We start from the raw sequence: 24,655 nt of genomic DNA, 5'->3' as shown, positions 1-24,655 counted from the left end.
TAGATAGGAAAGCATGATGGCAACCGCCGCAGACACCTACGCGCCCCAGGGCAGCACCAACCATACCGGCCGGATCAGCCAGGTCATCGGCGCGGTCGTCGACGTTTCGTTCGACGGCGAGCTGCCCGCGATCCTCTCCGCGCTGGAAACCGACAACAACGGCAACCGGCTCGTTCTCGAAGTCGCACAGCATCTGGGCGAGAGCACCGTCCGCACGATCGCGATGGACGCGACCGAGGGTCTGACCCGCGGTCAGGCGGTGCGCGACACCGGATCGCAGATCCGCGTGCCGGTCGGCCCCAAGACGCTCGGCCGCATCCTGAACGTCATCGGTGAACCGATAGACGAGCGTGGCCCGGTCGGCGCGGAAACCACCGCCCCGATCCACGCATCGGCGCCGCTGTTCGTCGACCAGTCGACCGATTCGTCGATCCTCGTCACCGGCATCAAGGTCATCGATCTGCTGGCCCCCTATGCAAAGGGCGGCAAGATCGGCCTGTTCGGCGGCGCGGGCGTCGGCAAGACGGTGCTCATTCAGGAACTTATCAACAACATCGCCAAGGGGCACGGCGGCACGTCGGTGTTCGCGGGCGTCGGTGAGCGTACCCGCGAGGGCAACGACCTCTATCACGAATTCCTCGACGCGGGCGTCATCGCCAAGGATGCCGACGGCAATCCGACCAGCGAGGGATCGAAGGTCGCGCTGGTCTATGGCCAGATGAACGAGCCGCCGGGCGCGCGCGCGCGCGTCGCGCTGTCGGGCCTGACGATCGCCGAATATTTCCGCGACGTCGAGGGCCAGGACGTGCTGTTCTTCGTCGACAACATCTTCCGTTTCACTCAGGCGGGGTCGGAAGTGTCGGCGCTGCTCGGCCGTATTCCGTCGGCGGTGGGCTATCAGCCGACGCTGTCGACCGACATGGGCGCGTTGCAGGAGCGGATCACCTCGACCAACAAGGGGTCGATCACCTCGGTGCAGGCAATCTACGTGCCCGCCGACGATCTGACCGATCCGGCGCCGGCCACCTCGTTTGCCCACCTCGACGCCACGACCGTGCTGAACCGCGCGATCTCCGAACTCGGCATCTATCCGGCGGTCGATCCGCTCGATTCGACCAGCCGCGTGCTGGAACCGCGCACGGTGGGTCAGGAGCATTACGACACGGCGCGCGCGGTGCAGTCGCTGCTCCAGCGCTACAAGTCGTTGCAGGACATCATCGCCATCCTCGGCATGGACGAGCTGAGCGAAGAGGATAAGGTCACGGTCGCCCGCGCCCGCAAGATCCAGAAGTTCCTCAGCCAGCCGTTCCACGTCGCCGAAGTCTTCACCGGCATCAGCGGCAAGTTCGTCGCGCTGGAAGACACGGTGAAGTCGTTCAAGGCGGTAGTCGAGGGCGAATACGATCACCTGCCCGAAAGCGCCTTCTACATGGTCGGCGGCATCGACGAAGCCGTCGCCAAGGCGCAGAAGATGGCGCAGGAAGCGTAAAGCGCTGTTCCCTCTCCCCTTCAGGGGAGAGGGTTAGGGAGAGGGGCATGACGACACCTCTCCGGACAGCCCCTCTCCCCGGCCCTCTCCCCTGAAGGGGAGAGGGAGTAAGGTGTTAGAAATGCTCCACTTTGAACTCGTGACCCCCGAAAAACTGGTGCGGTCGGAATCGGTCTACATGGTCACCGTTCCCGGCACCGAGGGCGACTTCGGCGTGCTGGAAGGCCATGCACCGTTCATGTCGACGATCCGCGACGGCGACCTGCTGGTCCAGCGCACCGAAAAGGGCGATGCCGAACGCATCGCGGTGCGCGGCGGCTTCGCCGAAGTCACGCCCAAGGGGCTGACGGTGCTGGCCGAACAGGCCGGCTGACCCGGCCTTTCCCTTGGGGCCGATCGCCCCTAGCGGACGCAGGATGCCGCGTCGGTCCACCCGGACCGGCGCGGCGTTTGCGTGAAAACGCAGGAACAGTGGTTAGGCAAACGTAAATCCTTGGGTCGTACCCTCGTCGGTGAGAATCGATGGGGTAGGCCAGCGTGAACGCATTCGGGCGACGGAACGGAGTAGGCGGAGGCTCAGGCGGCGGGCGGCCATCGTTCGGTGTCGCCCGGCCGATGCACGGCCCCGGCCCGGCCCGGCCGAGCGACCTCGACAATGGCGGCCAGTTTCCGCCAGTGCCGCTGCCCGGTGGGTCGGCCGATCCGATGCCCGGCGAAAGCGCCGGCGCGATGCCGCAGGGCGACGCGATGCAGCGCCTCGCCGACCGGCAGGCCTTGTCGGGCGAGGCGAGCACCAGCCGGGTCGAGGGGTTCGAAACCTCGATCCACCGCATCAAGGAACAGGTGCTCCCCCGCCTGCTCGAACGGGTCGATCCCGAAGCCGCCTCGACGCTCGGCAAGGACGAACTGGCCGAGGAATTCCGCCCGATCGTCGGCGAGGTGCTGGCCGAACTGAAACTGACGCTCAACCGGCGCGAACAATTTGCGCTGGAAAAAGTGCTGGTCGACGAACTGCTGGGACTGGGGCCGCTGGAGGAACTGCTCGCCGATCCGGCGATCAGCGACATCATGGTCAACGGCCCCGAACAGACCTTCGTCGAACGCAAGGGCAAGCTCGAACTCGCCAACATCAATTTCCGCGACGAGGAGCATCTGTTCCAGATCGCGCAGCGCATCTGCAATTCGGTCGGCCGCCGCGTCGACCAGACCACGCCGCTGGCCGACGCCCGGCTGAAGGACGGCAGCCGCGTCAACGTCATCGTGCCGCCGCTGAGCCTCAAGGGCACGGCGATCTCGATCCGCAAATTCTCCGCCAAGCCGATCACGATCGACATGATGGCCGGCTTCGGATCGATGAGTACGCAGATGGCGACCGCGCTGAAAATCGCGGGTGCCTGCCGGTTCAACATCGTTATTTCGGGCGGCACCGGCTCGGGCAAGACCACCATGCTCAACGCCCTGTCGAAGATGATCGACCCCGGCGAGCGCGTGCTGACGATCGAGGACGCCGCCGAACTGCGGCTGCAACAGCCGCACTGGCTGCCGCTCGAAACCCGGCCGGCGAACCTTGAGGGGCAGGGCGAGATCACCATTCGCGATCTGGTGAAGAACGCGCTGCGCATGCGGCCCGACCGGATCATCCTCGGCGAAATCCGTGGCAGCGAGTGTTTCGATCTGCTGGCGGCAATGAACACCGGCCACGACGGATCGATGGCGACGCTCCACTCCAACTCCCCGCGCGAATGCCTCGCGCGGATGGAGAACATGGTGATGATGTCGGACATCAAGGTGCCCAAGGAGGCGATCAGCCGCCAGATCGCCGATTCGGTCGACCTCATCATCCAGGTGAAGCGCCTGCGCGACGGCAGCCGCCGCGTGACCAACATCACCGAGGTGATCGGGATGGAAGGCCCGGTGATCGTGACGCAGGAACTGTTCAAGTTCGAATATCTCGACGAGAGCGCCGACGGCAAGATTCTCGGCGAGTATCGCTCGATGGGCCTGCGCCCCTATACGCTCGACAAGGCCAAGCAGTTCGGCTTCGACCATGCGCTGCTGGAGGCGTGCCTGTAGCGGCGGCCGTTCGTCCGTCCTACATTGCCGGGTGTGATCGCCCGCCTTGCCCTTGCGCTGCTGCTGCTTGCCGCCGCCCCCGCCCATGCCCAGTCCCGCCTCGCCGCCGATGCGGAGGCGCGCTGGGTGCCCTTCACCCTCACCACCGCCAACCACCTGCGCTTCGAGGCGAGCGTGAACGGCGTGCCGGCGGTAGCGCTGCTCGATACCGGGCTCAACCATTCGGCGGTCAGCGGCGATTTCGCGAAGCGCGCCAAACTGGCGATGGACGCCAAGGGGCCGGCGCAGGGCGTGGCACTCGGCGGATCGGTATCGGTCGAATGGGCGTCGACCACCGGCGTCGCCTTTGGCGCGCTGACCCGGGGCAGCGGGCGGGTGGCGGTGATCGACCTGCCGCGGCTGCTCGCCGGGGCGACCGGCAATGTCGACATGCTGGTCGGCACCGACCTGATCGCCGCCCATGCGCTCGACATCGATTTCAAGGGCCGCCGCTTCCGCCTGCTGCCGAGCGGTCGCAAGCCGTTCACCGGCGCCAGCGTGCCGCTGTCGATCCAGGGCACCAGTGGCCTGTATCTCACCCAGGTGACGCTGAATGGCCGCCGCATCCGGCCGATGCTGCTCGACACCGGCGACGGCGGATCGATGAGCGTCGCGCAGGCCCAGTGGCGCGCAGCGAAGCCGGTGGTGAAGGGCGTGACCAGCACGATCGCGTTCGGCGCTGGCGGGGTGGTCGACGCCGGCCTTGCCGTCACCGACGCGGTGACGCTGGGCGGGCTGAAGACCGGGGCGATCGAGGTGCGGATCGAGGGCGACGGCGGCTTCACCAAACAGGTCGGCGTCGCCGGGCGGATCGGCACCGGGCTGCTCCAGCGCTACCGCGTGCTGCTCGATCCGAAGGCGGGACAGATGCTGCTGGCCGCCGTCGGCGACCCCCCGCCGCCGCCGCCGCGATCGACCAGCGGGTTGCTGCTCGGCTATGATCGTGCCCGGCTGCGCGTGCTGCACGTCATGGCCGGCGGTCCTGCGGCCAGGGCCGGATGGAAGGCCGATGAGCTGATCTGCGCGGTCGACGGCAAGCCGGTCGCGCTGACCCCCGAAGGCGGGGTCGACGTCAAATGGGGAACCGACAAACCCGGCCGCGTCGTCGCCCTCACGATCTGTGACGGGGCCGAACGCAAGCTGACGCTGGCCAATTTCTATTGAGCTACCAGACCAGCGACAGCGGATAGAGCGCGATCAGCCAGCACAGGCAGGCGAGCACCACCGGCCGCCGTCGCCAGAACAGGATCGCCGCCAGACTGACCGGAAAGAACGACCAGGCGACGATCACGGTGCGCCACGTCAGCGGCAGCGCCCCGAACAGCGCGATGGTCGTGGCGAGCAGCGCGACGTTGCAGAGCATCACCCCGAACAGCACCTTGCGCCCGTGCTTGTCGAAATGCGTGTCGAGATCGTCCCACGCTTCGGGCTCGTCGGGAAAGATTAGCGCGGTCGCGACATAATAGACGCCGGTGACGACGAAACCGCCGAACAGCACCGGCCAGTTGACCGGCAGCACGTTGCGCAGTGTCCAGCCGTACATCCAGAACGTCACGACATCGCACGACACGAAGATTCCCAGCAGCGCGGTCGAATAGCCGATCCGCACCTTGTGGCTCGCCTTGATCGCGCGCGACAGCCCGCCCAGTCCCTCGGCAAGCGCCAGCCCGAGCAGCAGCCCGAACAGCGAGAACATGAAATTGAAGCCGTCCATGCGATGATCCCCCATCATCCGCGCGCGTCCTGTGAAGCTATCGCATGGTCAGCGCCAGCGCGACCGCGAATACCGTCACCAGGATCGCCACCAGTTGCACCATCGTCCACGGCATCCAGCCGACGCGGTCGGGATCGTGGCGCTTGCTGCGGCGATGCTCGGCGAGCACGGCGACCGCGAAGACGGTCGCGCTGGCCGCCGCGATGCTCCATAGCCATTGCCGACCGTCCACATACCCCTCCCGACTGGAGTACCCCCCATGCGTCGAACCGCCCTTGCCGTGCCAGTGCTTTGTGCCGCTGCCCTCGTCGTTTCGCCACTGCTGGCGCAGGCACCCTCGCAGCCGGTGAAGGCGGCGGTCGCCTCGACCAAGCGCACGCCGGCCAATGCCGCGCGCGACCGCTATCGCCATCCGGCCGAGACGCTCGCCTTCTTCGGGGTGAAGCCGACCGATACCGTGGTCGAGATCTGGCCGGCCGGCGGCTGGTACACCGAAATCCTTGCCCCCATGCTGGCGGAACGCGGCACCTATTATGCCGCCGCGCCCTTGCCGCGCGGGGCGGAGGCAATCGAGGCGATCAAGGCGCGCGACCCGGCGTTCGCAAAGATCCGCCTCGCTGCCTTCCCCGCTGCCGCCGGCCAGCCGGTGGTCCCCGCCGGCACCGCCGACAAGGTGCTGACGTTCCGCAACGTCCACAACTGGCGCTTCGGCGGCGCGGACAAGGCGCAGGCGGCGTTCAACGCGATGTTCGCGATGCTCAAGCCCGGCGGCACGCTCGGCATCGTCGAGCATCGCCTGCCCGAGCAGCGCGACGCAGGCGCGGAAGAAAAGTCGGGTTATATGAAGGAAAGCTCGGTCATCGCCTTCGCGACGAAGGCGGGGTTCCGCCTTGCCGGCCGGTCGCAGGTCAACGCCAACCCGAAGGATACCGCCGACTGGCCCGCCGGCGTCTGGACGCTGCCGCCGACCTATCGGTTGAAGGATGTCGACCGCGCGAAATATGCCGCGATCGGCGAGAGCGACCGGATGACGCTGAAGTTCGTCAAGCCGAAGTAACGAGCGGGTTCAACCGAAGGCGCAAGAGGGCGCGACGGGCGGTCGCGCCCGAAGCGCCCCCCCCGCCCGCGCGATCAGCCCAGCTTGTCCATCTTGTCCTGCAACCGCGACAATTCGGCCCGCAGCGCCGCCATCTCGTCGGTCTTGGACGCAGCAGGAGCCGGTGCCGTCGCCGGGGCCGCCGTTTCGGTGCCCGGAGCACCGGGCTTGAACGCATGCGCCGCCGCCTCGAACATCGCCAGATTGCGCTTGGCGATCTCGGCGAACGGCGAATGGGCGAACGCCCCCTCGACGGCGGTCTTGAACTGCTCCTGGTTGCGACGGAAGCTGTCCATCGATGCTTCCAGATAGCCCGGCACCATCGCCTGCATCGAATCGCCGTACAGGGTGATGAGCTGACGCAGGAAGCTGACCGGCAACAGCGTCTGGCCGCGGCTTTCCTCTTCCATGATGATCTGGGTCAGGACATTGTGGGTGATGTCGTCGTCGGTCTTGGCGTCGACGACCTTGAAGTCGCGATGCTCGCGGGTCATCTGCGCCAGGTGTTCGAGCGTGATGTAGGACGACGTCTCGGTGTTGTAGAGCCGGCGGTTGGCGTATTTCTTGATGATGACGGGGCTGCCGTCGGCCACTGGCTTCTTCATGCGAAGTCCTTGCGCGAAAGAGTTTTCAGATGGGTACACCTCTTGATACCGCGCCGCAACACAGCCCACGACCGCTGCCGCTGTTTCTGTCGATGCTGCGCAGCGAAACCGCGAACGAACCCGATCGTCGCGCCCGTGCGCTGGCCGGTCTTCGCGCCTATCAGGACGCAGCCCGCACCCCCCGCCCCGCCCCGCCGGCAGCAATCGCCAGCGACGGGCGGGTGACGCTGCGCGACTATGGCGGGCACGGACCGGACGTCGTCGTCATCCCATCGCTCATCAATCCGCCGTTCGTACTCGACCTCGCGCCCGACAATTCGCTGCTGCGCTGGCTGACCGGCCGGGGATTGCGCGTTCTCCTGATCGACTGGGGCACGCCCACGCCCGACGACCGGGCGATGGACCTTGGCGCGCATGTTCAGGCGGCGGCGCGACTGTGTGCCACGCTGGAGGCGCCGCCGCTGCTGGTCGGCTATTGCCTCGGCGGCACGCTGGCGCTCGGCGTCGCGGCGTTCGCGGCCGTGGCCGGGATCGCGCTGGTCGCGACGCCATGGCATTTCGGCGGCTTCGGCGATCCCGCCCGCGCCGCCATCGCCGACCTGTGGACCATGGCGGAGCCGACCGCGGCGCATCTCGGCCTTGTCCCGATCGAGGTGTTGCAGAGCGCCTTCTGGCAACTCGATCCCGCGCGCACCGTCGACAAGTTCGCGCAGTTCGCCGGCCTTGCACCCGACAGCGACGCCGCGCGGGCGTTCGTCGCGCTGGAGGATTGGGCCAATGCCGGCGCGCCGTTGCCCTATGCAACGGGACGCGAGATGTTCGACGACCTGTTCGACGCCGACCTGCCCGGCACCGGCCGCTGGCACATCGCCGGGCGGACCGTTTCCCCCCGTCCCGACGTGCCGCTGGTCGAATTCGTCGCCGAAAACGACCGCATCGTGCCCGCCGCCAGCGCGATCGGCCTGCCCGACCGGCGAATCGTCGCGGCGGGGCATGTCGGCATGATCGTCGGCCGGCGGGGTCGCCCGTTGCTATGGGAGCCGCTTGCGCGCTGGCTAAGCGAGGGTTCGCATACTAAATAGCCGCAAAACCCGTTGGAGAAGGATTTTCGAATGTCCGATGTCGTCATCGTCGCCGCCAAGCGCACCCCCGTGGGCAGCTTCCTCGGCGCGTTCGCCGCCGTTCCCGCACATGAGCTTGGCCGGCAGGCGATCGGTGCCGCGCTGACCCAGGCCGGCATCGCGCCGGAGGATGTGTCGGAAGTGATTCTGGGCCAGGTGCTGACCGCCGGTCACGGCCAGAACCCGGCGCGTCAGGCGTCGATGGCAGCGGGCGTGCCGAAGGAAGTCCCGGCATGGGGCATCAACCAGGTCTGCGGATCGGGCCTGCGCGCGGTCGCGCTGGCGGCACAGGCGATCCAGACCGGCGATGCGACGATCGTCGTCGCCGGCGGACAGGAAAGCATGTCGCTCGCCGCCCATGCGGTGCAACTGCGCAGCCCGACCAAGATGGGCGACGCACCGATGGTCGACACGATGATAAAGGACGGCCTGACCGACGTCTTCAACGGCTATCACATGGGCATCACCGCCGAAAATCTGGCGGAGCAATATCAGGTGACGCGCGCCGAGCAGGATGAATTCGCCGTCCGCTCGCAGAACCGCGCTGAGGCCGCCCGCAGCGAAGGCCGCTTCGTCGAAGAGATCGCCCCGGTCACGATCAAGGGCCGCAAGGGCGACACCGTGGTCGACCAGGACGAATATATCCGCGCCGGCGCGACCGTCGACGGCGTGTCGGGCCTGCGCCCGGCGTTCAAGAAGGACGGATCGGTCACGGCCGCCAACGCATCGGGCCTGAACGACGGTGCCGCGGCACTCGTCGTGATGTCGGCCGACGAAGCTGCCAAGCGCGGGCTTGAACCGCTGGTCACGATCAGGAGCTGGGCGACCGCCGGCGTCGATCCTTCGGTCATGGGCATCGGCCCGGTGCCGGCATCGCGCCGCGCGCTGGAAAAGGCCGGCTGGAGCGTCGACGACCTCGACCTCGTCGAAGCCAACGAAGCCTTTGCCGCGCAGGCGCTGGCCGTCGGCAAGGACATGGGCTGGACGTCGGACAAGGTGAACGTGAACGGCGGCGCGATCGCGATCGGCCATCCGATCGGCGCATCGGGCGCGCGCGTGCTGACCACGCTGATCTACGAAATGAAGCGCCGCGACGCGAAAAAGGGACTCGCGACGCTGTGCATCGGTGGCGGCATGGGCATCGCCATGTGCGTCGAACGGTAATCGGGCTCATGTGACGAAAGGTTGCTGCGCAGCATTATTAGGTTTTGCGCAGCAACCGAAGCATTATCGAATACGCCGTGTACGCTGCCGTTCCGTTAATGTTGCATTCATGCAACAGGAGTGTATTGAAATTGAAATATCGCGCCGTGGCTGCTTGTCAGCCCGGCGCGTTTGTCATTTCCTGCCCCCACACCGGGTCAACCGGGTTGTAAAACGGGGCACACCATCATGAATTTTTACCGCTTGCTGAGCGCGTCCGCGCTCGCCAGCGCGGCATTGCTGCCGCATGCCGCTTTTGCGCAGACCTCGACCTTGAACACGGGCGGGGAACGCGTTCAGTTTGCCAGCGAGCCTTCGCGGGATTGCGTGCCGAACGACGTCCGCCCGGAATGTCGTACCGAAAACCCGGACGAGGTCATTACCGTCACCGGGTCGCGCATCGCGCGTCCGAACCTTGATTCGGCATCGCCGGTGACGTCGGTATCGGCCGAACTGCTGACCAACACCGCCGATACGTCGCTCGGTGACGCGCTCAACCAGTTGCCCGCGCTGCGCTCGACCTTCAGCCAGGCGAACTCGACCCGGTTCATCGGCACCGCCGGCGTCAACTATCTCGATCTGCGCGGCCTCGGCACCGAACGCACGCTGGTGCTGGTCAACAACCGCCGCCACGTCACCTCGTCGCCCGGCTCGTACGAAGTCGACATCAACACGATCCCGAACGCCCTGCTCGAGCGCGTCGACGTTCTGACCGGCGGCCAGTCGGCTGTGTACGGTTCGGACGCGATCGCGGGTGTCGTCAACTTCGTGCTGAAGCGCGATTTCGAAGGTCTTGATGCGCGGGTGCAGGCAGGCGTGACCGATCGCGGCGATCGCGGCTCGTACATCGCGTCGATCGTCGGCGGCAAGAACTTCAACGACAATCGCGGCAACATCGCGATCTCGGCCGAATACGCCCGCTCGCAACCCGTCTATTTCACCGACCGTGACTATCAGACCGGTGCCTATTCGGGCACGCCGACTTTCGGCACGTCCGAATACACGCTCGACGAAGTGGGTCTGCCCAACGGCAGCGACGGCATTTCGGACACGACGTTCTTCGCGCGTCCCGGTTCGCGCTTCTCGAACCGTTCGATCGGCGGCACCGTCCTGACGAGCTGCCCGGCGAACACCGCCGCCAACGCAACCCGGCGGGGGCTGGTCTGCAGCGGCGGTCGCGGGGCGCTTGCTCCGAACCCTGCGAACCCGGCGGCGGCCTTCGGTCCCGGCACCGGTGCCGAACTGTCCGACGTCTATCTGTTCAACGGTGCGGGCACGCTGGTGCGCAACCGCTTCGACATCGACAACCGTCCGATCGGCGGCAGCATCTATGGCGGACAGACGGCGACCGGCTTGGAAGGCGCGATGCTCCTGCCCGGGCTGGACCGCATCAACACCAACCTGCTGTTCAACTATGAGTTCTCGCCAGCCGTACAGGCCTTCGTCGAGGCGAAATATGTTCACGTCACCGCGAACCAGACGTCGACCCAGCCGACGTTCAACGGCAGCCTGCTGACCAACGTCTTCTTCCTCGACAACCCGTATCTTTCGGCGGAAAATGTCGCGACGCTGCGCAGCATCCTCGCCCCCGGCGCGACGTCGTTCACGCTGAACCGTTTCAATAACGACATCGGCACCCGCGCCGAAGACCACACCCGCGACACCTATCGCGTGGTCGCCGGCCTGCGCGGTTCGCTCAGCACCACCGGCAACCTCACCTACGAAATCTCCGGCAATTACGGCCGCACCGATACCTATTACGAAACCGGCGGCAACGTTGACGTCGCGAAGTTCAATGCGGCCAGCCGTGCCGTCCGCAACGCTTCGGGCCAGATCGTCTGCGCGGTCAACAACGACACTGTCACCACCAACGACATGCCGGGTTGCGTTCCGCTCAACCTGTTCGGCATCGGTCAGTCGTCGCAGGCCGCGCTCGACTATGTTCTGTTCACCTCGTCGCGCAAGCAGTGGGCGGAACAGATCAATGCGGTCGGTTTCATCTCCGGCGATACGAGCGGTCTTTTCACCCTGCCGGGTGGCAACATCGGCTTCTCGCTCGGTGGCGAATATCGTCGTGAAGACGCTTTCTCGGACTATGACGATTTCACCCAGTCGGGTGCGACGTTCCTGAACTCGATCTCGGCGTTCGATCCCAAGGCGGTCGAAGTGTACGAAGGCTTCGGCGAACTTCGCGTTCCGCTGCTCAAGGACCAGTTCATCCACGAACTGACGATCGAAGGCGCCGGGCGTTATTCGAAGTATTCGACGGCAGATAAAGGTGTCTGGGCCTATAACGTCGGTGGTATCTTTGCCCCGGTTCGCGACGTCCGCGTACGCCTGACCTACGCCCGCGCCGTTCGCGCGCCGAACCTGGGCGATCTGTACGCTACCCGGTCGGAAACCTTCGCCAACGGTTTCGTCGATCCGTGCGGCGTCAGCCAGCGTGGCGTGAACCCCAACCGTGCGCGCAACTGCGCCGCAGCCGGGGTGCCGACGCAGATCACCTACACGCAGGACAATGGTCAGACCGTGACCGTGCCGTGGGAGAATACCGCAGGCAGCGGCCTGTCCGGCTTCAATCAGGGTAACCTGAACCTGTCGCCCGAAACCAGCAACAGCTTCACGCTGGGCGCGGTGTTCGAGCCGCGGTTCCTGCCGGGTCTCGCGCTCACCGTCGATTATTACGACATCGAAGTGAAGAACGTGATCTCCGGGCTGAGCGGTCAGGCGATCATCGATCGTTGCTATGACGACCCGGTCGGTATCGACAACCCGTTCTGCGCCGCGACCTTCCGTCGCACGACCACCAATCCGCTGACCAACGGCACGCTCGCCGGCCAGGCCGACCGTGTGTTCCAGGGGGTCGCTACGCCGGTGAACCTCGGCCGCGTCGGTCCGTCGTTCCTGAACCAGCCGTTCAACTATGCCGCCCTCAAGACCTCGGGTATCGACGTCGACCTGTCCTATCGTCGCAAGATCGGCGACCTGACGGTGGTCGCACGCGCTATCGTGAGCTGGCTGGATGAACGCGAACAGTTCATCTACATCACCGCACCGGACCAGTCGTTGCGCGTGAACGGCGTGCTGGGCGATCCCGAATGGCGCGGCCGGTTCAACCTGAGCGCGGCGACCAGCGCGTTCGACGTCAGCTATGATCTGAACTGGACCGGATCGCAGGCGATCACGTCGTGGGAAGTCCAGCACACCCATCAGGGCCGTGGTCCGACCAACCTCGATGCGTTCCCGTTCAAGGACTATCCCGATCAGTTCACCCACGACATCCAGATCGGCCTGCGCGCGAACGACAAGTTCCGCTTCTACTTCGGCGTCGACAACATGCTCGACACGCTTCCGCCCTATGGCCTCACCGGCACCGGTGCCGGCAGCGGCATCTACGGGGTGCAGGGACGTACCTTCTACGGCGGCACGCGCTTCTCGTTCTGAAGTCCGTATCGTCCAATATCGAAAGGGGTCGCCGGCTTCGGCGGCCCCTTTTCATTTGACGGCTTGCCGATCCCGGCCGAACGAGCGTGTCACGTATCGGGAGACGGCGGACATGGACGATCGGGATTTGGCGACGGAATTTGCGACGATGGCAGCCATGGCGCGCTCGGTCGCGCCAGCGCTCGCCACATTGCCGACCGCCACCAAAACCGCCGCGCTCCACCACGCCGCCGCCGCGATCCGCGACGACCGCGACGCGATCCTCGCCGCCAACGCACAGGACGTCGCCGCCGCTGAGACGAACGGCCTGTCAGGCGCGATGCTCGATCGGTTGCGGCTCGACCCCGCGCGGCTGGAGGCGATGGCTGCCGGCGTGGAGGCGGTGGCGGGGTTGCCCGATCCAGTCGGCGCGGTGATTGATCGCAGCGAGCGGCCCAACGGCCTCGTGCTCACCCGGGTGCGCGTGCCGATCGGCGTGATCGGCATTATCTACGAAAGCCGGCCGAACGTCACCGCCGACGCCGCCGTGCTGGCGGTGATGGCCGGCAATGCCGCGATCCTGCGCGGCGGGAGCGAGGCGATCCGCAGCAACCGGGCGATTCATGCCGCGATCGAACGCGGCCTGACCGCCGGCGGCCTACCCGAAGGGGCGGTGCAACTGGTGCAGACGACCGACCGGGCGGCGGTGGGCGAAATGCTGCGCGCCGAAGGGCTGATCGACCTGATCGTGCCGCGCGGCGGCAAGAACCTCGTCGCGCGGGTGCAGGCGGAGGCGCGCGTTCCCGTGCTGGCGCATCTCGACGGGCTGAACCACAGCTATGTCGATCGCGCCGCCGATCCGGTGATGGCGCGCGACATCGTCGTCAACGCGAAGCTGCGCCGGACCGGGGTGTGCGGGTCGACCGAGACGTTGCTTATCGACCGGGCGTTCGCCGATCCGCTGCCGATCCTGACCGGGCTGCTCGACGCCGGGTGCGAGTTGCGCGGCGATGCCGACATCCGCGCGCTCCATCCCGATATTCTCGAAGCGAACGACGACGACTGGAACACCGAATATCTCGATGCGATCCTGTCGGTGAAGCTGGTCGATGGCGTGGACGCGGCGATCGCGCATATCGCGGCGCACGGCTCGCACCATACCGATGCGATCATTACCGGCGACGCCGCGACTGCCGAACGCTTCATCGCCCGGGTCGATTCGGCGATCGTGATGTGGAACGCATCGACCCAGTTCGCCGATGGCGGCGAATTCGGGCTGGGTGCGGAAATCGGCATCGCCACCGGGCGGCTCCACGCGCGTGGGCCGGTCGCACTCGAAGGGCTGACGACGTATAAATGGGTGGTGCGCGGGACCGGCCAGATCCGGCCATGAGCCGCATCGGCCTGCTCGGCGGATCGTTCAATCCGGCGCATCGCGGGCACCGCAGCATCTCGCTCGCCGCCAAACATGCGCTCGAACTGGACGAGGTTTGGTGGCTGGTGTCGCCCGGCAATCCGCTGAAACCGGTGGAGGGCATGGCCCCGCTGGCGGCGCGGTTGCGCTCGGCACAGCGGATCGCGCGGCACGCCCCGATCCGGCCGATGGCGATCGAGACGCGGCTCGGCACGCGCTATACCGCCGATACGCTGCGCAAACTGGTGCGGCTGTACCCGCAGCATGACTTCGTCTGGCTGATGGGTGCGGACAATCTGGCGCAGTTCCACCGCTGGCGCGACTGGCGCGGGATTGCCCGGACGGTGGCGATTGCGGTAATCGCGCGTCCGGGCTATGAGGGGCAGGCCCTCGCTAGTCCTGCGATGGGCTGGTTGCGGCGCCATGCGCGGCCCGCAGGCCAGGCGAGACGATGGACGATGTGGAGTTTGCCGGCACTGGTCCGTTTGCGCTTCCGCCCCGATCCGACTTCGGCGACCGCGATTCGCGCCGCCGATCCCGCCTGGCACCGCGTGGGCGATGGTGCCCGCAACGTCCGGCGCACAGGCATCTGAAAGCGACAATCCCCTTGCCCACCTCCCCTGACACGACCGACGCCGGCATGAACGAAACCGAGGCGCTGCACCGCATGGTGCTGGCCAGCCTTGACGACGATCAGGCGGTGGAAACGGTGTCGATCCCGCTCGCCGGCAAGTCGAGCATCGCCGATTACATGGTCATCGCCAGCGGCCGGTCGAGCCGGCAGGTCGCGTCGATGGCGCAGAAGCTGGCCGAGCGGGTGAAGGCCGAATTCGGCCGTCCGTCACGCATCGAAGGCCTGCCGACCGCCGACTGGGTGCTGATCGACACCGGCGACGTGATCGTCCACCTGTTCCGGCCCGAAGTGCGCACCTTCTACAATCTGGAACGGATGTGGGCGTTCGGCGACACGCTCAACCCGACCGCGCACGCCTGACCCCGGCCCACCCGTGCTGCTGCATATCGTCGCGCGCGGGCGGATTGGGCGCAGTCCCGAAGCCGAACTGATCGACCGCTATCTCAAGCGGGTGAACTGGCCGGTGAAGATCACCGAACTGCCCGACACCGGCGGCAAGATGCCGCCGGTCGAGGGGGCAACGCGAATCGTCCTGCTCGACGAGAAAGGCCGCGACCTGCCGTCGATGGCGTTCGCGACCCAGCTCGGCCGCTGGCGTGACGATGGCGTGCGCGAGACGCGGTTCCTGCTGGGCGCCGCCGACGGCTTCGACGATGCGGCGCGGGGGCAGGCCGACCTGCTGCTCGCCTTCGGGCGGGCGACGTGGCCGCATCTGATGGCGCGGGCGATGCTCGCCGAACAATTGTGGCGCGCGACGAGCATCCTCGCCGGCCACCCCTATCACCGCGAGGGATGAAACGCCGGATCGCCCTTGCGGTGCTGCTCGCGGCACTGGGCGGGGCCGCAGCATGGGCGCAGGACGATCCCGTCGCAGCAGGGCAGGCGCGACTGCGCACCGCCCGGAGCGCGGCCGGGGCCGCCGCGACTCGCGCCAGGGCATTGGAAAGCGCCGCCGCCTCCGCCCGCACCGCCGCCGAACGTACCCGTGCGGCGCAGGCGGCGATCGGCGCGCGCATCGCGGCGGCCGAGGCGGATCGACAGGCGGCACAGGCGCGGGTCGCGCTGATCGGCGAGTTGCTCGCCCGTCGCCAGTCGGCGCTGGGCGACCGGCGCGGACCGATCGCGCGGCTTGTCGGCGCGCTGCAATCGCTTGCCAGCCGTCCGGCATGGATGGCGCTCGCCCAGCCGGGATCGACCGACGATCTGGTCCATGTCCGTGCCGTCCTCGGCACCGTCGTGCCGGTGATGCGGCAACGCACCGCCACGCTGCGCGCCGATGTCGCGCAGGCGGCACGGCTGCGCGATCAGGCCGGGATCGCGCTTGCCGCATTGGCGCAGAGCAACCGCGCACTGGAGGCGCAGCGGCTGGCGCTGGTGCAGGCCGAAGCGGCGCAGCGGGCGCGGTCGCGGCAACTCGCGCGCGGGGCGATGGTCGAATCGGACCGGGCGATCGCGCTCGGCGAACAGGCACGCGACATCGTCGACCAGTTGCAGTCGCTCGACAATGCGCGCGATACCGAGGCCGGGCTCCGCGCGCTGTCCGGCCCGCTGCCCCGCCCCGGCGCGGACGACATGCCGCCCGCCTTCGCCTATGCCTATCGCCTGCCGCTCGGCGATGGCGGCCGGCTGGCGACGGGGTTCGGCGAGGTGAGCGACAGCGGGGTGCGCGCGCGGGGCCTCACCTTTACGGTCGCCTCCGGGTCGGACGTCGTTGCCCCCGCGCCCGGCAAGATCGCGTATAGTGGGCGGTTTCGCGGCTATGGCCGGATCGTGATCCTCGACCATGGCAATGGGTGGACCACGCTCGTCACCGGCCTGTCGGCCAGCGTCGGCCCGGTCGGCGGGCGGGTGGTCGCCGGCACCCCGATCGGCCGGGCCGGCACCGGCGACATGCCGCAGGTGACGATCGAACTGCGCCGGCAGGGCGTGCCGGTCGACCTCGCGGCGATGCTTTAGGACCGATCGACACTCAGCCGGAACGCCAGAACTCTTGCTCCCCTCCCTGAGAAGGAAGGGGCTGGGGGTGGGTAGGTCCGTGAGGGACGGTACGTTTTCCACAACCGGCCGACCCACCCCCGCTCCCTCCCTTCCAGGGAGGGGAGAAGCCGGACGTTCTGTCGAAGGTCGATCCGGCCTACGGCAGCGGCCGCACACCCTCCACCCGCACCCGCCAGCCTTGCTTCGGGAAGCCCGGCATCGGCCCGACCGATCCGTCCCAGCCCGCCGCCATCATCCCCACCGCCAGCAGCAGCGATCCGTTCGACGGCACGTACAGCGCCGCCACCCGCTTCGTGTCCATGCCGTCCGGCCCGCGCTCGCCCGGCGCCAGTTCAACGCGCGGGGTCAGCCCGGTCGGCCCCCACCGGTTGTTCGCCTGCGGACTGAACAGCCAGTCGATCGCCCCCGCCCGGTCGCCCAGCCGCGCGGCGGTCATCGCGATCATCGGATAGTCCCAGCCCCATGTCTGGCGCAGGTCCCAATGGTCGCGCACCCCCGCCAGCGTCGCGCGCATCACTTGCTGGTCGACCCCGCCGCCGCCGATCAGCCCATGCGCCATCAGGAACGAGGGGTGGTCGCGGTTGAGGCAGTCCGGCCCCATCGCATGGCCGCTGCACGCCGCACTCGCCGCCGTGCGCCAGAAGCCCGGCGCGGTCGCGACCGGCAGGTAGCGCCCGTCCGCCTGCGGCAACGGCGGCAGCGCGGCGATCGCCCGGTCCCAGTCCGCCCGCCGGGCAATGCCCCGCCGCACCCGCCACGCCTGCGCGGTTTCCAGCCCCCAGCGGAAATAGGCGATCTCGAACGTCGGATCGGTGGTAGCGAGCGGCGGGTGATTTTCCTGCACCGGTACGATCGGCGGCCCCAGCACCAGCCGGTCGCCGACCCGCCGTGGCCAGCTCGCCAGCAGCGCGGCGGTGCGATCGACCAGCGCGCCATAACGGTCGAGCGCCGCCCGCCCGCCCCCGGCGCGATAGAGCATCTCCGCCAGATAGATCGGATGCGGCTGCTGCCACATGATGAACGGGTTGATCGGGCTCGGGCTTTCCTCGCCGTCGGGGCCGGTCATCTTCGGCCACCAAGCCCCCTCGACTCCGTGCGCCTTCGCCCGTGCCTCCGCCTGGGGCAGATGCGCGAGATACCAGCCCATGCTGCGCTCGAGCAGCGCCGGGCGGCCCCATGCGGCGAAATGGGCCGCATGCCATGGGTGCATCTCCAGATGGAATTTGCCGTTCCAGCTATTGCTGAACAGCCCGTCCTCCTGCGGCAAGAACGTGCCCGCCGAATTGATCGCGGCGAGATATTGCGACAGCACGACGCGCCGTTCGAGTTCGCCGGCACGCGGGTCGGTGCTGCCCGAAAAGTCGATTACCCCGCCGCGCTGCCAAAAATGCCGCCAGTGATCGGCGACCGCCCGCGCGGTCGCGGTGGCGTCGAGTTGGGGCAGCGGTCGCTCCTGCGCCTCGAACCCCGCCTGCGCGATCAGTTCGCCCTGCCCCGGTGCCGCCGCGCGAAAGCCATGCGCTCCGATTCGCGTCACGGTGCCGCCCGCGACCTGCAGGCTCGCCTGATAGCGGGTGGCATCGATCGTTCGCCGCAGCCGGACCATGCCGGGTGCCTGTTCGATCACCTCGGTCCGGTGGGCGTCGTCATGCCCCCAGTCCTGCGGATCGGGGTTCAGGCTGGTGCCGACACCCGGATAGCGTGTGTCGAGCGCGATCCGCCCGCTGGCGACCAGCGGCGAACGAATCCGCACCGCGACGATGTCGCGCGCCGGATCGACCCGCGTCTCCACGCGCACCACCGCCCCGTCGAACATGAAACGGCTGGTAAGCGTTCCCGTCCACAGATCGAGCCGCTGGTCGATCGCGGTCAGCGCGCTGACCGGCGCCTGCCGTCCGTCGCGCGTGGCGAGGCGCAGCGACAGCCGCCCGAGCGCGAAGCGGTGCGGGTTCTCGCGCAGCCAGCCAAGCGCCGGCCGTTTCGCGACCTCGGCGAAGTCGGCGATATAGGCATAGGGCTGCACGCCGCGCCCCGGCACCGGTACGCCGACCATCCCGTCGGCCGGGCGATAGCCCTTGGGATTGGGCGTACGGTGCCACGCCCATTGCGCCATCGTCAGCAACGGCACCGGCTTGGCATAGGCTTGCGGATAGGTCTGAAGCCCCGTGACATCGGCGGTGAAGCCAAGCGAGCCGTTGCCCAGCATCACCGGCGTCCATGGATCGATCGCGGTCAGCCGCACCGCATGACGCGCCACCAGCGCGGCACGATCGATCGGTGGCGCGGCCGCCGCGCCGGTCGCCAGCAGAATTGCCGCCAATGCAGCGGATCGAATGAGTCGCATAGCACCTCTCCCGGTGTATTTTCGCTCCGAATGTCCTATTGCTACCGCTGGCACAAGAGAGGATGGCCGATGCGATACGGGGCGATGGCGGGCGTGGCGCTCGCATGGATGGCACTGGCCGGGGCTGCGCCGAGCGGCGACTATGCCAATTATGCCAATCCGGTGCTGTTCGCCGACTATTCCGATCCGGACGTCATCCGCGTCGGTCGCGACTATTATCTGGTGTCGTCCAGCTTCCACCTGTCGCCCGGTATTCCGGTGCTACACTCGCGCGATCTGGTGCATTGGCGGATCATCGGCCATGTCCTGCCGCGCCTGCCCTTCGCGCCCGAATATGACATGCCGGGGCCGCACACGCTGACCGACCGGATTTCCAAGCCGGTCGGCGGCACGCGCTATGCCGGCGGGGTCTGGGCACCGTCGATCCGCCATCATGCCGGAAAATACTATGTCTATTGGGCGACCCCCGACGAAGGGGTGTTCATGGCCAGCGCCACGAACCCCGCCGGGCCGTGGAGCGCGCCGGTCCACGTCATCGCGCAAAAGGGGCTGGAGGACCCCTGCCCCTTCTGGGACGACGACGGCAGCGCGTGGCTGGTCCATTCGCGCGTGGGGGCGGGGCCGCTGATCCTCCACCGCATGCGCCCCGACGGGACGGGGGTGCTCGACGCGGGCAAGGTGATCGTCGAGGACAAGACGGCGCTGCCGGTGCTGGAAGGACCGAAGCTCTACAAGCGCGACGGCTGGTATCAGATCTGGGCACCGATCGGCGGGGTCGAGACGGGATCGCAGGTCGTGTTGCGTTCGCGATCGATCGAGGGGCCGTACGACCACCGCGTCGTCCTCGAACCCGGCAACACGAACGTGCAGGGACCGCACCAGGGCGGCTGGGTGGAGACACCCGACGGCAAGGGCTGGTTCGTCCATTTCAACAGCACCGGCGCGTTCGGGCGGATTACCCATCTGCAGCCGGTGGCGTGGGGGCCGGACGGCTGGCCGGTGGTCGGCGATCCGATACCGGGCAAGACCTCGGGCCAGCCGGTCGCCAGCCACCGCCTGCCGGTCGCCGGGCAACCGCGCTGGACGCCGCAGACCGGCGACGGGTTCGACACGCCGAAGCTCGGACTGCAATGGCAATGGAACCACAATCCCGACGATCGCCGCTGGAGCCTGACGCAGCGCCCCGGATGGCTGCGGCTGACGGCGGGCCATGCCGAACATCTGGTCGGTGCTCGCAACATTTTGACGCAGATGCTGACCGGCCCGGCGATGCGGACGACGGTGCGGATTGATCCCCATGCGATGCGTGACGGGCAGCGCGCCGGGCTGACGCTGTTCGGGGTACGGCCGAGCTGGGTCGGGCTGGTGAAGGACGGCGGCGCGACGCGGATCACGCTGGCGATCGAGGGGGTCGAGACACCCGGCGTGGTGGTGCCCGCCCGGCCATTGCTGCTGCGCGCGGCGGTCGGCCCCGATCAGCAGGTGCGCTATGCCTACAGCATCGATGGCCGCCGCTTCACCGCGCTGGGCGGCGCGATCCCGCTCGCGCGTTTCTCGTGGTGGCGGGGCAGCCGGCCGGGGCTGTTCACCTTCACCCGCGATGCGGAGGCGACGGGCGGCTCGGTCGATTTCGACTGGGTGCGAGTCGATCCGACCGAGGCGCTCGGCAGTTCCGGCTGATTAGGGCGTGGTCGTCCGCGCGGCCTGACCATCGCCCTGCGGTGCGGCGACGATGTCGCGGGTCGTCGCGCCCTTGTCGACGACGTTGGTGCCCGGATCGGCGACGCCCGAGCGGATGCCGGCATCGGCCTGGGCATTGCCCGCCTGCTCCAGCGTCAGCCGCTCGGTCGCGCTGCGCGGGGCCGGGCCGCCGAACAGCGTCTGCATCGCCTGGGTCGATGCCGACGTGTCCTGCGGACGCGGTGCGCCCGGCTGCGGCGGCACCAGCGAATAATCGGGCGGGATCACCAGCGGCGCCTGACGCGCGACGGCGAACTCGTCGGGACGCGCCCGGTTGAGGCCACCGCCCTGACAGGCGGCAAGGAGCAGGCCGAGGCTGCTGACGACGATAAGGTTACGCATTGGCCTTCTCCACAGGAACGTCGCGCTTCGCATCCTTGGCAAACAATGCCCGGGCGAGCAGGATGATGACGCCGATCGTAATCGCCGCATCGGCGATGTTGAATACCAGAAACGGGCTGAACCCGCCGAAATGCAGATCGGCATAGTCAACGACATAGCCGAAGCGCGCCCGGTCGATGATGTTGCCGAGCGCGCCGCCCAGCACCAGCCCCAGCGCGGTCAGCTCCGCGCGACCGGTTTCGCGCCGCATCCATACCGCGACGCCGGTGGCGATCGCGGCGGTCATCGCGACGAGCGCCCAGCGCGCCGTCTCGCTGCCAGCCTGCAACAGCCCCAGCGACACGCCGAAATTCTGGACGAAGCGCAGGGTAAAGATCGGCAGCAACTCGCGCTCGGCCCCCGGATAATCGATTCCCAGCGGCCCGGTGACGAGATATTTGACGAGCTGGTCGATCGCCAGCACGGCGACCGCCAGCACGACGGCGACCTTGCGCGCGCGGATCATGCCACCACCTTTTCGCAGCGACCGCACAGTGCCCCGTCCTCGACCACATCGGGCAGATGCCGCCAGCACCGCCCGCACTTGGCATAGCCGGTCCGCTCCACGCCGATCGCATCGTCATCGCCCTGCGTGACTTTCGCCACGATGAACAGTTCGGCCAGTTCGTCCGCCGGCAACGGCAATGCCGGCACGACCACCTCGGCTTCGAGACTGGAACGCACCGTCTTGGCGCGGCGCAGCGGTTCGATCGCCTCGGTCGCCTGCTGGCGCAGCGCACGCACCTCGGCCCATTCGGTGCCGAGCGGCAGGTCGGCGGGCAGATGCGGCAGCTCGGGCCATTCGAGCAGATGGACCGACCCATCCTCGCTGGGGAAGCGTGCCTGCCACACTTCCTCGGCAGTGAAGGCGAGGATCGGCGCGGCATAGCGCACCAGTGCATGGAACAGCGTGTCGAGCACGGTGCGATAGGCGCGCCGCTTGGGATCACCCGCCGCATCGCAATACAGCGAATCCTTGCGAATATCGAAGAAGAACGCCGACATGTCCTCGTTGGCGAAATCGATCAGCGCGCGGGCATAGCGGTTGAATTCATAGGCTTCGGCGGCAGCGCGCAGTTCGGTGTCGAGCTGGCCGAGCAGGTGCAGGACATAGCGCTCCAGCCCCGGCATGTCGGCCACCGCGACCCGTTCGGCCTCGTCGAAGCCGTCGAGCGCGCCCAGCAGATAGCGGAAGGTGTTGCGCAGCTTGCGATAGGCATCGCCGGTCCCGGCGAGCACTTCCTTGCCGATGCGCACATCCTCGAAATAATCGGTCTGCGCGACCCACAGGCGCAGGATGTCCGCACCCGATTCGCCGATCACCTTCAGCGGATCGACGACGTTGCCGAGCGACTTCGACATCTTGCGGCCGTTGCCGTCGAGCGCGAAGCCATGAGTCAGCACCGCCTTATACGGCGCATGGCCGCGTGTGCCGCACCCTTCGAGCAGCGACGACTGGAACCAGCCGCGATGCTGGTCCGACCCTTCGAGATACAGGTCGGCGCGGGTGCCCTTGCCGAAGCGTGCCTCGATCGTGAACACATGGGTGCAACCCGAATCGAACCACACGTCGAGGATGTCGGTGACGACCTCATACTCGGCCAGATCGTAGCGGTCGCCGAGCAGCGCCTGATGATCGGCGGCATACCATGCGTCCGCGCCACTCTCGCGGAAAGCGGCGAGGATGCGCTCGTTGACCGCTTCGTCGCGCAGATAGTCGCCGGTCTGGCGGTTCACATACAGCGCGATCGGCACGCCCCATGCGCGCTGGCGGCTGATGACCCAGTCGGGACGGCCCGACACCATCGCGCCGATGCGGTTGCGGCCCTTTTCTGGCACGAAACGGGTGCGCTCGATCGCGTCGAGCGCCAGTTCACGCAAGGTCGGCCCGTTGCCGACCGGCAAAGGCATGAGGTTGGTCAGGCCGAGCAACGGATCGGTCGCGGGCATCGCGGCGGCGGCGATCGCCAGCGCGTCGACGTTGGCGCTGCGGTCCATCGGGATGAACCATTGCGGCGTCGCGCGGAAGATCACCTTGGCCTTCGAGCGCCAGCTATGCGGATAGCTGTGCGCGAAATCATCCGATGCGGCGAGCAGCGCGCCCGCTTCGCGCAGGTCCGAACAGATCGGGCCGTCGCTGGCGGTAAACTTCTTGTTGATGACGCTGCCCTGCCCGCCGAGCCATGCCCAGTCGGCGCGGTAGCTGCCGTCGCCCTGCACCGCGAACACGGGATCGATGCCGTTCGCCTTGCACAGCTCGAAATCGTCCTCGCCGTGGTCGGGGGCCATATGGACGAGGCCGGTGCCGGCATCGGTGGTGACGAAGTCGCCGGGCAGGAACGGGCGCGGACGCGCGAAGAAGGGGCCGAGCGCGTGCATCGGGTGGCGGGCGGTGGCACCGGCGAGTTGCGAGCCTTTGCCACGCCAAAGTATTTCCGGGTGAGCAAGTAGCCCAAGACGCTTCGATACGATTGGCAGTAGCGCTTCGGCGACAACGATGCCGTGACCGTAAACGACTTCCGCAGACTTCTCATCGAGCGGGCCAAAAACCGAGGATACTGCTGTACCTTCGCAACGGAACAGAACGTACTCGACCTCCGGCCCATAGGCCAACGCCTGGTTCACCGGGATCGTCCACGGCGTCGTCGTCCAGATCACCGCATGCGCGCCGACCAGTTCGGGCGCGTTGGGCGCGTCGACGATCTCGAACGCCACGTCGATCTGCGTCGACACGACGTCCTCATATTCGACCTCGGCCTCGGCGAGCGCGGTCTTTTCGACCGGCGACCACATCACCGGCTTGGCCCCGCGATAGAGCTGGCCGCTCATCGCGAACTTGAGCAGTTCCTCGGCAATCGTCGCCTCGGCGTCAAACTTCATCGTGAGGTACGGATCGGCCCAGTCGCCCATCACGCCCAGCCGCTGGAACTGCGCCTTCTGCACATCGACCCATTTGGCGGCATAGGCGCGGCATTCGGCGCGGAACTCAGGCGCGGGCACCTCGTCCTTGTTGCGCTTCTTGGCGCGGTAGGCTTCCTCGATCTTCCATTCGATCGGCAGGCCGTGACAGTCCCAGCCGGGGATGTACGGCGCATCCTTGCCCATCAGCGACTGGGTGCGGACGACGATGTCCTTGAGCACCTTGTTCATCGCATGGCCCATGTGGATGTCGCCATTGGCGTAGGGCGGGCCGTCGTGCAGCAGGAACCGCTCGCGCCCGGCACGTTCGGCGCGGAGGCGATCGTACAGGCCGATCTTCGCCCAGCGATCGAGAATCGCCGGCTCCTTGGCGGCAAGCCCCGCCTTCATAGGAAAGTCGGTCTTCGGCAGGAAGACGGTGTCGCGCCAGTCGCGTGCGGTATCGGGCGTGTCAGTCATAGG

General features: G+C 67.6%; 21 protein-coding genes. 14 read left to right on the top strand and 7 right to left on the bottom strand.

Annotated features, from left to right (window positions below; genetic code table 11):
* Nucleotides 1-16 precede the first annotated feature (16 nt).
* The 4 genes from atpD (at nt 17) to LRA89_RS00535 (ending at nt 4,765) form a co-directional block, all read left to right on the top strand.
* Nucleotides 17-1,489 carry a F0F1 ATP synthase subunit beta gene (gene atpD, locus LRA89_RS00550; RefSeq protein ID WP_056498571.1) on the top strand — a complete coding sequence of 491 codons (1,473 nt, stop codon included), beginning with the start codon at nt 17-19 and terminating at the stop codon, nt 1,487-1,489.
* Between the two features lie 121 nt (nt 1,490-1,610).
* The gene (locus LRA89_RS00545) at nt 1,611-1,862 is read left to right on the top strand and encodes an ATP synthase F1 subunit epsilon (RefSeq protein WP_055757661.1); all 252 of its coding nucleotides are present in this window, start codon (nt 1,611-1,613) and stop codon (nt 1,860-1,862) included.
* Nucleotides 1,863-2,026: 164 nt separating this feature from the next.
* The gene (locus tag LRA89_RS00540; RefSeq protein WP_200911075.1) at nt 2,027-3,562 is read left to right on the top strand and encodes a CpaF family protein; all 1,536 of its coding nucleotides are present in this window, start codon (nt 2,027-2,029) and stop codon (nt 3,560-3,562) included.
* Between the two features lie 33 nt (nt 3,563-3,595).
* Complete coding sequence (locus LRA89_RS00535; RefSeq protein ID WP_230635560.1) at nt 3,596-4,765, top strand: aspartyl protease family protein; 1,170 nt, start codon at nt 3,596-3,598, stop codon at nt 4,763-4,765.
* A 1-nt stretch (nt 4,766) separates the two neighbouring features.
* Here LRA89_RS00535 and LRA89_RS00530 read toward each other — a convergent pair whose 3' ends face one another.
* A complete protein-coding gene (locus tag LRA89_RS00530) occupies nt 4,767-5,315 on the bottom strand; it encodes a hypothetical protein (protein WP_230635558.1) in 549 nt (182 codons plus the stop codon).
* Between the two features lie 37 nt (nt 5,316-5,352).
* Nucleotides 5,353-5,547, bottom strand: coding sequence for a hypothetical protein (locus tag LRA89_RS00525; RefSeq protein ID WP_230635556.1), 195 nt, complete (start codon nt 5,545-5,547; stop codon nt 5,353-5,355).
* A 27-nt stretch (nt 5,548-5,574) separates the two neighbouring features.
* Here LRA89_RS00525 and LRA89_RS00520 point away from each other — a divergent pair, with 27 nt between their 5' ends.
* On the top strand, nt 5,575-6,372 hold the full coding sequence (locus LRA89_RS00520; RefSeq protein WP_230635554.1) for a class I SAM-dependent methyltransferase: 798 nt from the start codon (nt 5,575-5,577) through the stop codon (nt 6,370-6,372).
* Nucleotides 6,373-6,446: 74 nt separating this feature from the next.
* On the opposite strand, the gene phaR is transcribed toward LRA89_RS00520, so the two are convergent.
* Nucleotides 6,447-7,016: a polyhydroxyalkanoate synthesis repressor PhaR gene (phaR, locus tag LRA89_RS00515; RefSeq protein ID WP_056498564.1), complete on the bottom strand. Its 570-nt coding sequence runs from the start codon at nt 7,014-7,016 to the stop codon at nt 6,447-6,449.
* Between the two features lie 29 nt (nt 7,017-7,045).
* On the opposite strand from phaR, the gene LRA89_RS00510 reads away from it, so the two are divergent.
* From LRA89_RS00510 to LRA89_RS00475, 8 genes are all read left to right on the top strand, one after another.
* Complete coding sequence (locus LRA89_RS00510; RefSeq protein WP_230635553.1) at nt 7,046-8,098, top strand: alpha/beta fold hydrolase; 1,053 nt, start codon at nt 7,046-7,048, stop codon at nt 8,096-8,098.
* Between the two features lie 30 nt (nt 8,099-8,128).
* Nucleotides 8,129-9,301, top strand: coding sequence for an acetyl-CoA C-acetyltransferase (locus LRA89_RS00505; protein ID WP_055757651.1), 1,173 nt, complete (start codon nt 8,129-8,131; stop codon nt 9,299-9,301).
* A 228-nt stretch (nt 9,302-9,529) separates the two neighbouring features.
* Nucleotides 9,530-12,784, top strand: a complete 3,255-nt coding sequence (locus LRA89_RS00500) for a TonB-dependent receptor domain-containing protein (RefSeq protein ID WP_230635551.1) — start codon at nt 9,530-9,532, stop codon at nt 12,782-12,784.
* 112 nt (nt 12,785-12,896) lie between these two features.
* Entirely contained in the window at nt 12,897-14,156 is a 1,260-nt protein-coding gene (locus tag LRA89_RS00495) for a glutamate-5-semialdehyde dehydrogenase (RefSeq protein WP_268934887.1), read from the top strand.
* Entirely contained in the window at nt 14,153-14,770 is a 618-nt protein-coding gene (locus tag LRA89_RS00490) for a nicotinate-nucleotide adenylyltransferase (protein WP_230635546.1), read from the top strand. Before LRA89_RS00495 ends, LRA89_RS00490 begins: the two co-directional genes overlap by 4 nt.
* A 47-nt stretch (nt 14,771-14,817) precedes the next feature.
* A complete protein-coding gene (gene rsfS / locus LRA89_RS00485; protein WP_055757643.1) occupies nt 14,818-15,171 on the top strand; it encodes a ribosome silencing factor in 354 nt (117 codons plus the stop codon).
* A 13-nt stretch (nt 15,172-15,184) separates the two neighbouring features.
* Nucleotides 15,185-15,607 carry a 23S rRNA (pseudouridine(1915)-N(3))-methyltransferase RlmH gene (locus LRA89_RS00480; RefSeq protein ID WP_230635544.1) on the top strand — a complete coding sequence of 141 codons (423 nt, stop codon included), beginning with the start codon at nt 15,185-15,187 and terminating at the stop codon, nt 15,605-15,607.
* Nucleotides 15,604-16,767, top strand: coding sequence for a murein hydrolase activator EnvC family protein (locus LRA89_RS00475; RefSeq protein ID WP_230635543.1), 1,164 nt, complete (start codon nt 15,604-15,606; stop codon nt 16,765-16,767). The genes LRA89_RS00480 and LRA89_RS00475 overlap by 4 nt, the downstream gene beginning before the upstream one ends.
* Before the next feature lie 178 nt (nt 16,768-16,945).
* On the opposite strand, the gene LRA89_RS00470 is transcribed toward LRA89_RS00475, so the two are convergent.
* Nucleotides 16,946-19,153 carry a hypothetical protein gene (locus LRA89_RS00470; protein ID WP_230635541.1) on the bottom strand — a complete coding sequence of 736 codons (2,208 nt, stop codon included), beginning with the start codon at nt 19,151-19,153 and terminating at the stop codon, nt 16,946-16,948.
* Between the two features lie 69 nt (nt 19,154-19,222).
* On the opposite strand from LRA89_RS00470, the gene LRA89_RS00465 reads away from it, so the two are divergent.
* A complete protein-coding gene (locus tag LRA89_RS00465) occupies nt 19,223-20,833 on the top strand; it encodes a glycoside hydrolase family 43 protein (protein ID WP_230635539.1) in 1,611 nt (536 codons plus the stop codon).
* Here the strand turns inward: LRA89_RS00465 and LRA89_RS00460 are convergent, their stop codons facing one another.
* From LRA89_RS00460 to ileS, 3 genes are read right to left on the bottom strand one after another with little or no spacing between them, the layout of a single operon-like run.
* A complete protein-coding gene (locus tag LRA89_RS00460) occupies nt 20,834-21,235 on the bottom strand; it encodes a DUF3035 domain-containing protein (protein WP_055757637.1) in 402 nt (133 codons plus the stop codon).
* Nucleotides 21,228-21,740 carry a signal peptidase II gene (gene lspA, locus LRA89_RS00455; RefSeq protein WP_200909712.1) on the bottom strand — a complete coding sequence of 171 codons (513 nt, stop codon included), beginning with the start codon at nt 21,738-21,740 and terminating at the stop codon, nt 21,228-21,230. The genes LRA89_RS00460 and lspA overlap by 8 nt, the downstream gene beginning before the upstream one ends.
* Nucleotides 21,737-24,652: an isoleucine--tRNA ligase gene (ileS, locus tag LRA89_RS00450; protein ID WP_230635537.1), complete on the bottom strand. Its 2,916-nt coding sequence runs from the start codon at nt 24,650-24,652 to the stop codon at nt 21,737-21,739. Before ileS ends, lspA begins: the two co-directional genes overlap by 4 nt.
* Nucleotides 24,653-24,655 lie beyond the last annotated feature (3 nt).

It is taken from the genome of Sphingomonas sp. Leaf4 (assembly GCF_920939515.1).
GTDB lineage: Bacteria > Pseudomonadota > Alphaproteobacteria > Sphingomonadales > Sphingomonadaceae > Sphingomonas.
This window is presented reverse-complemented; position numbering and strand designations above follow the sequence as displayed.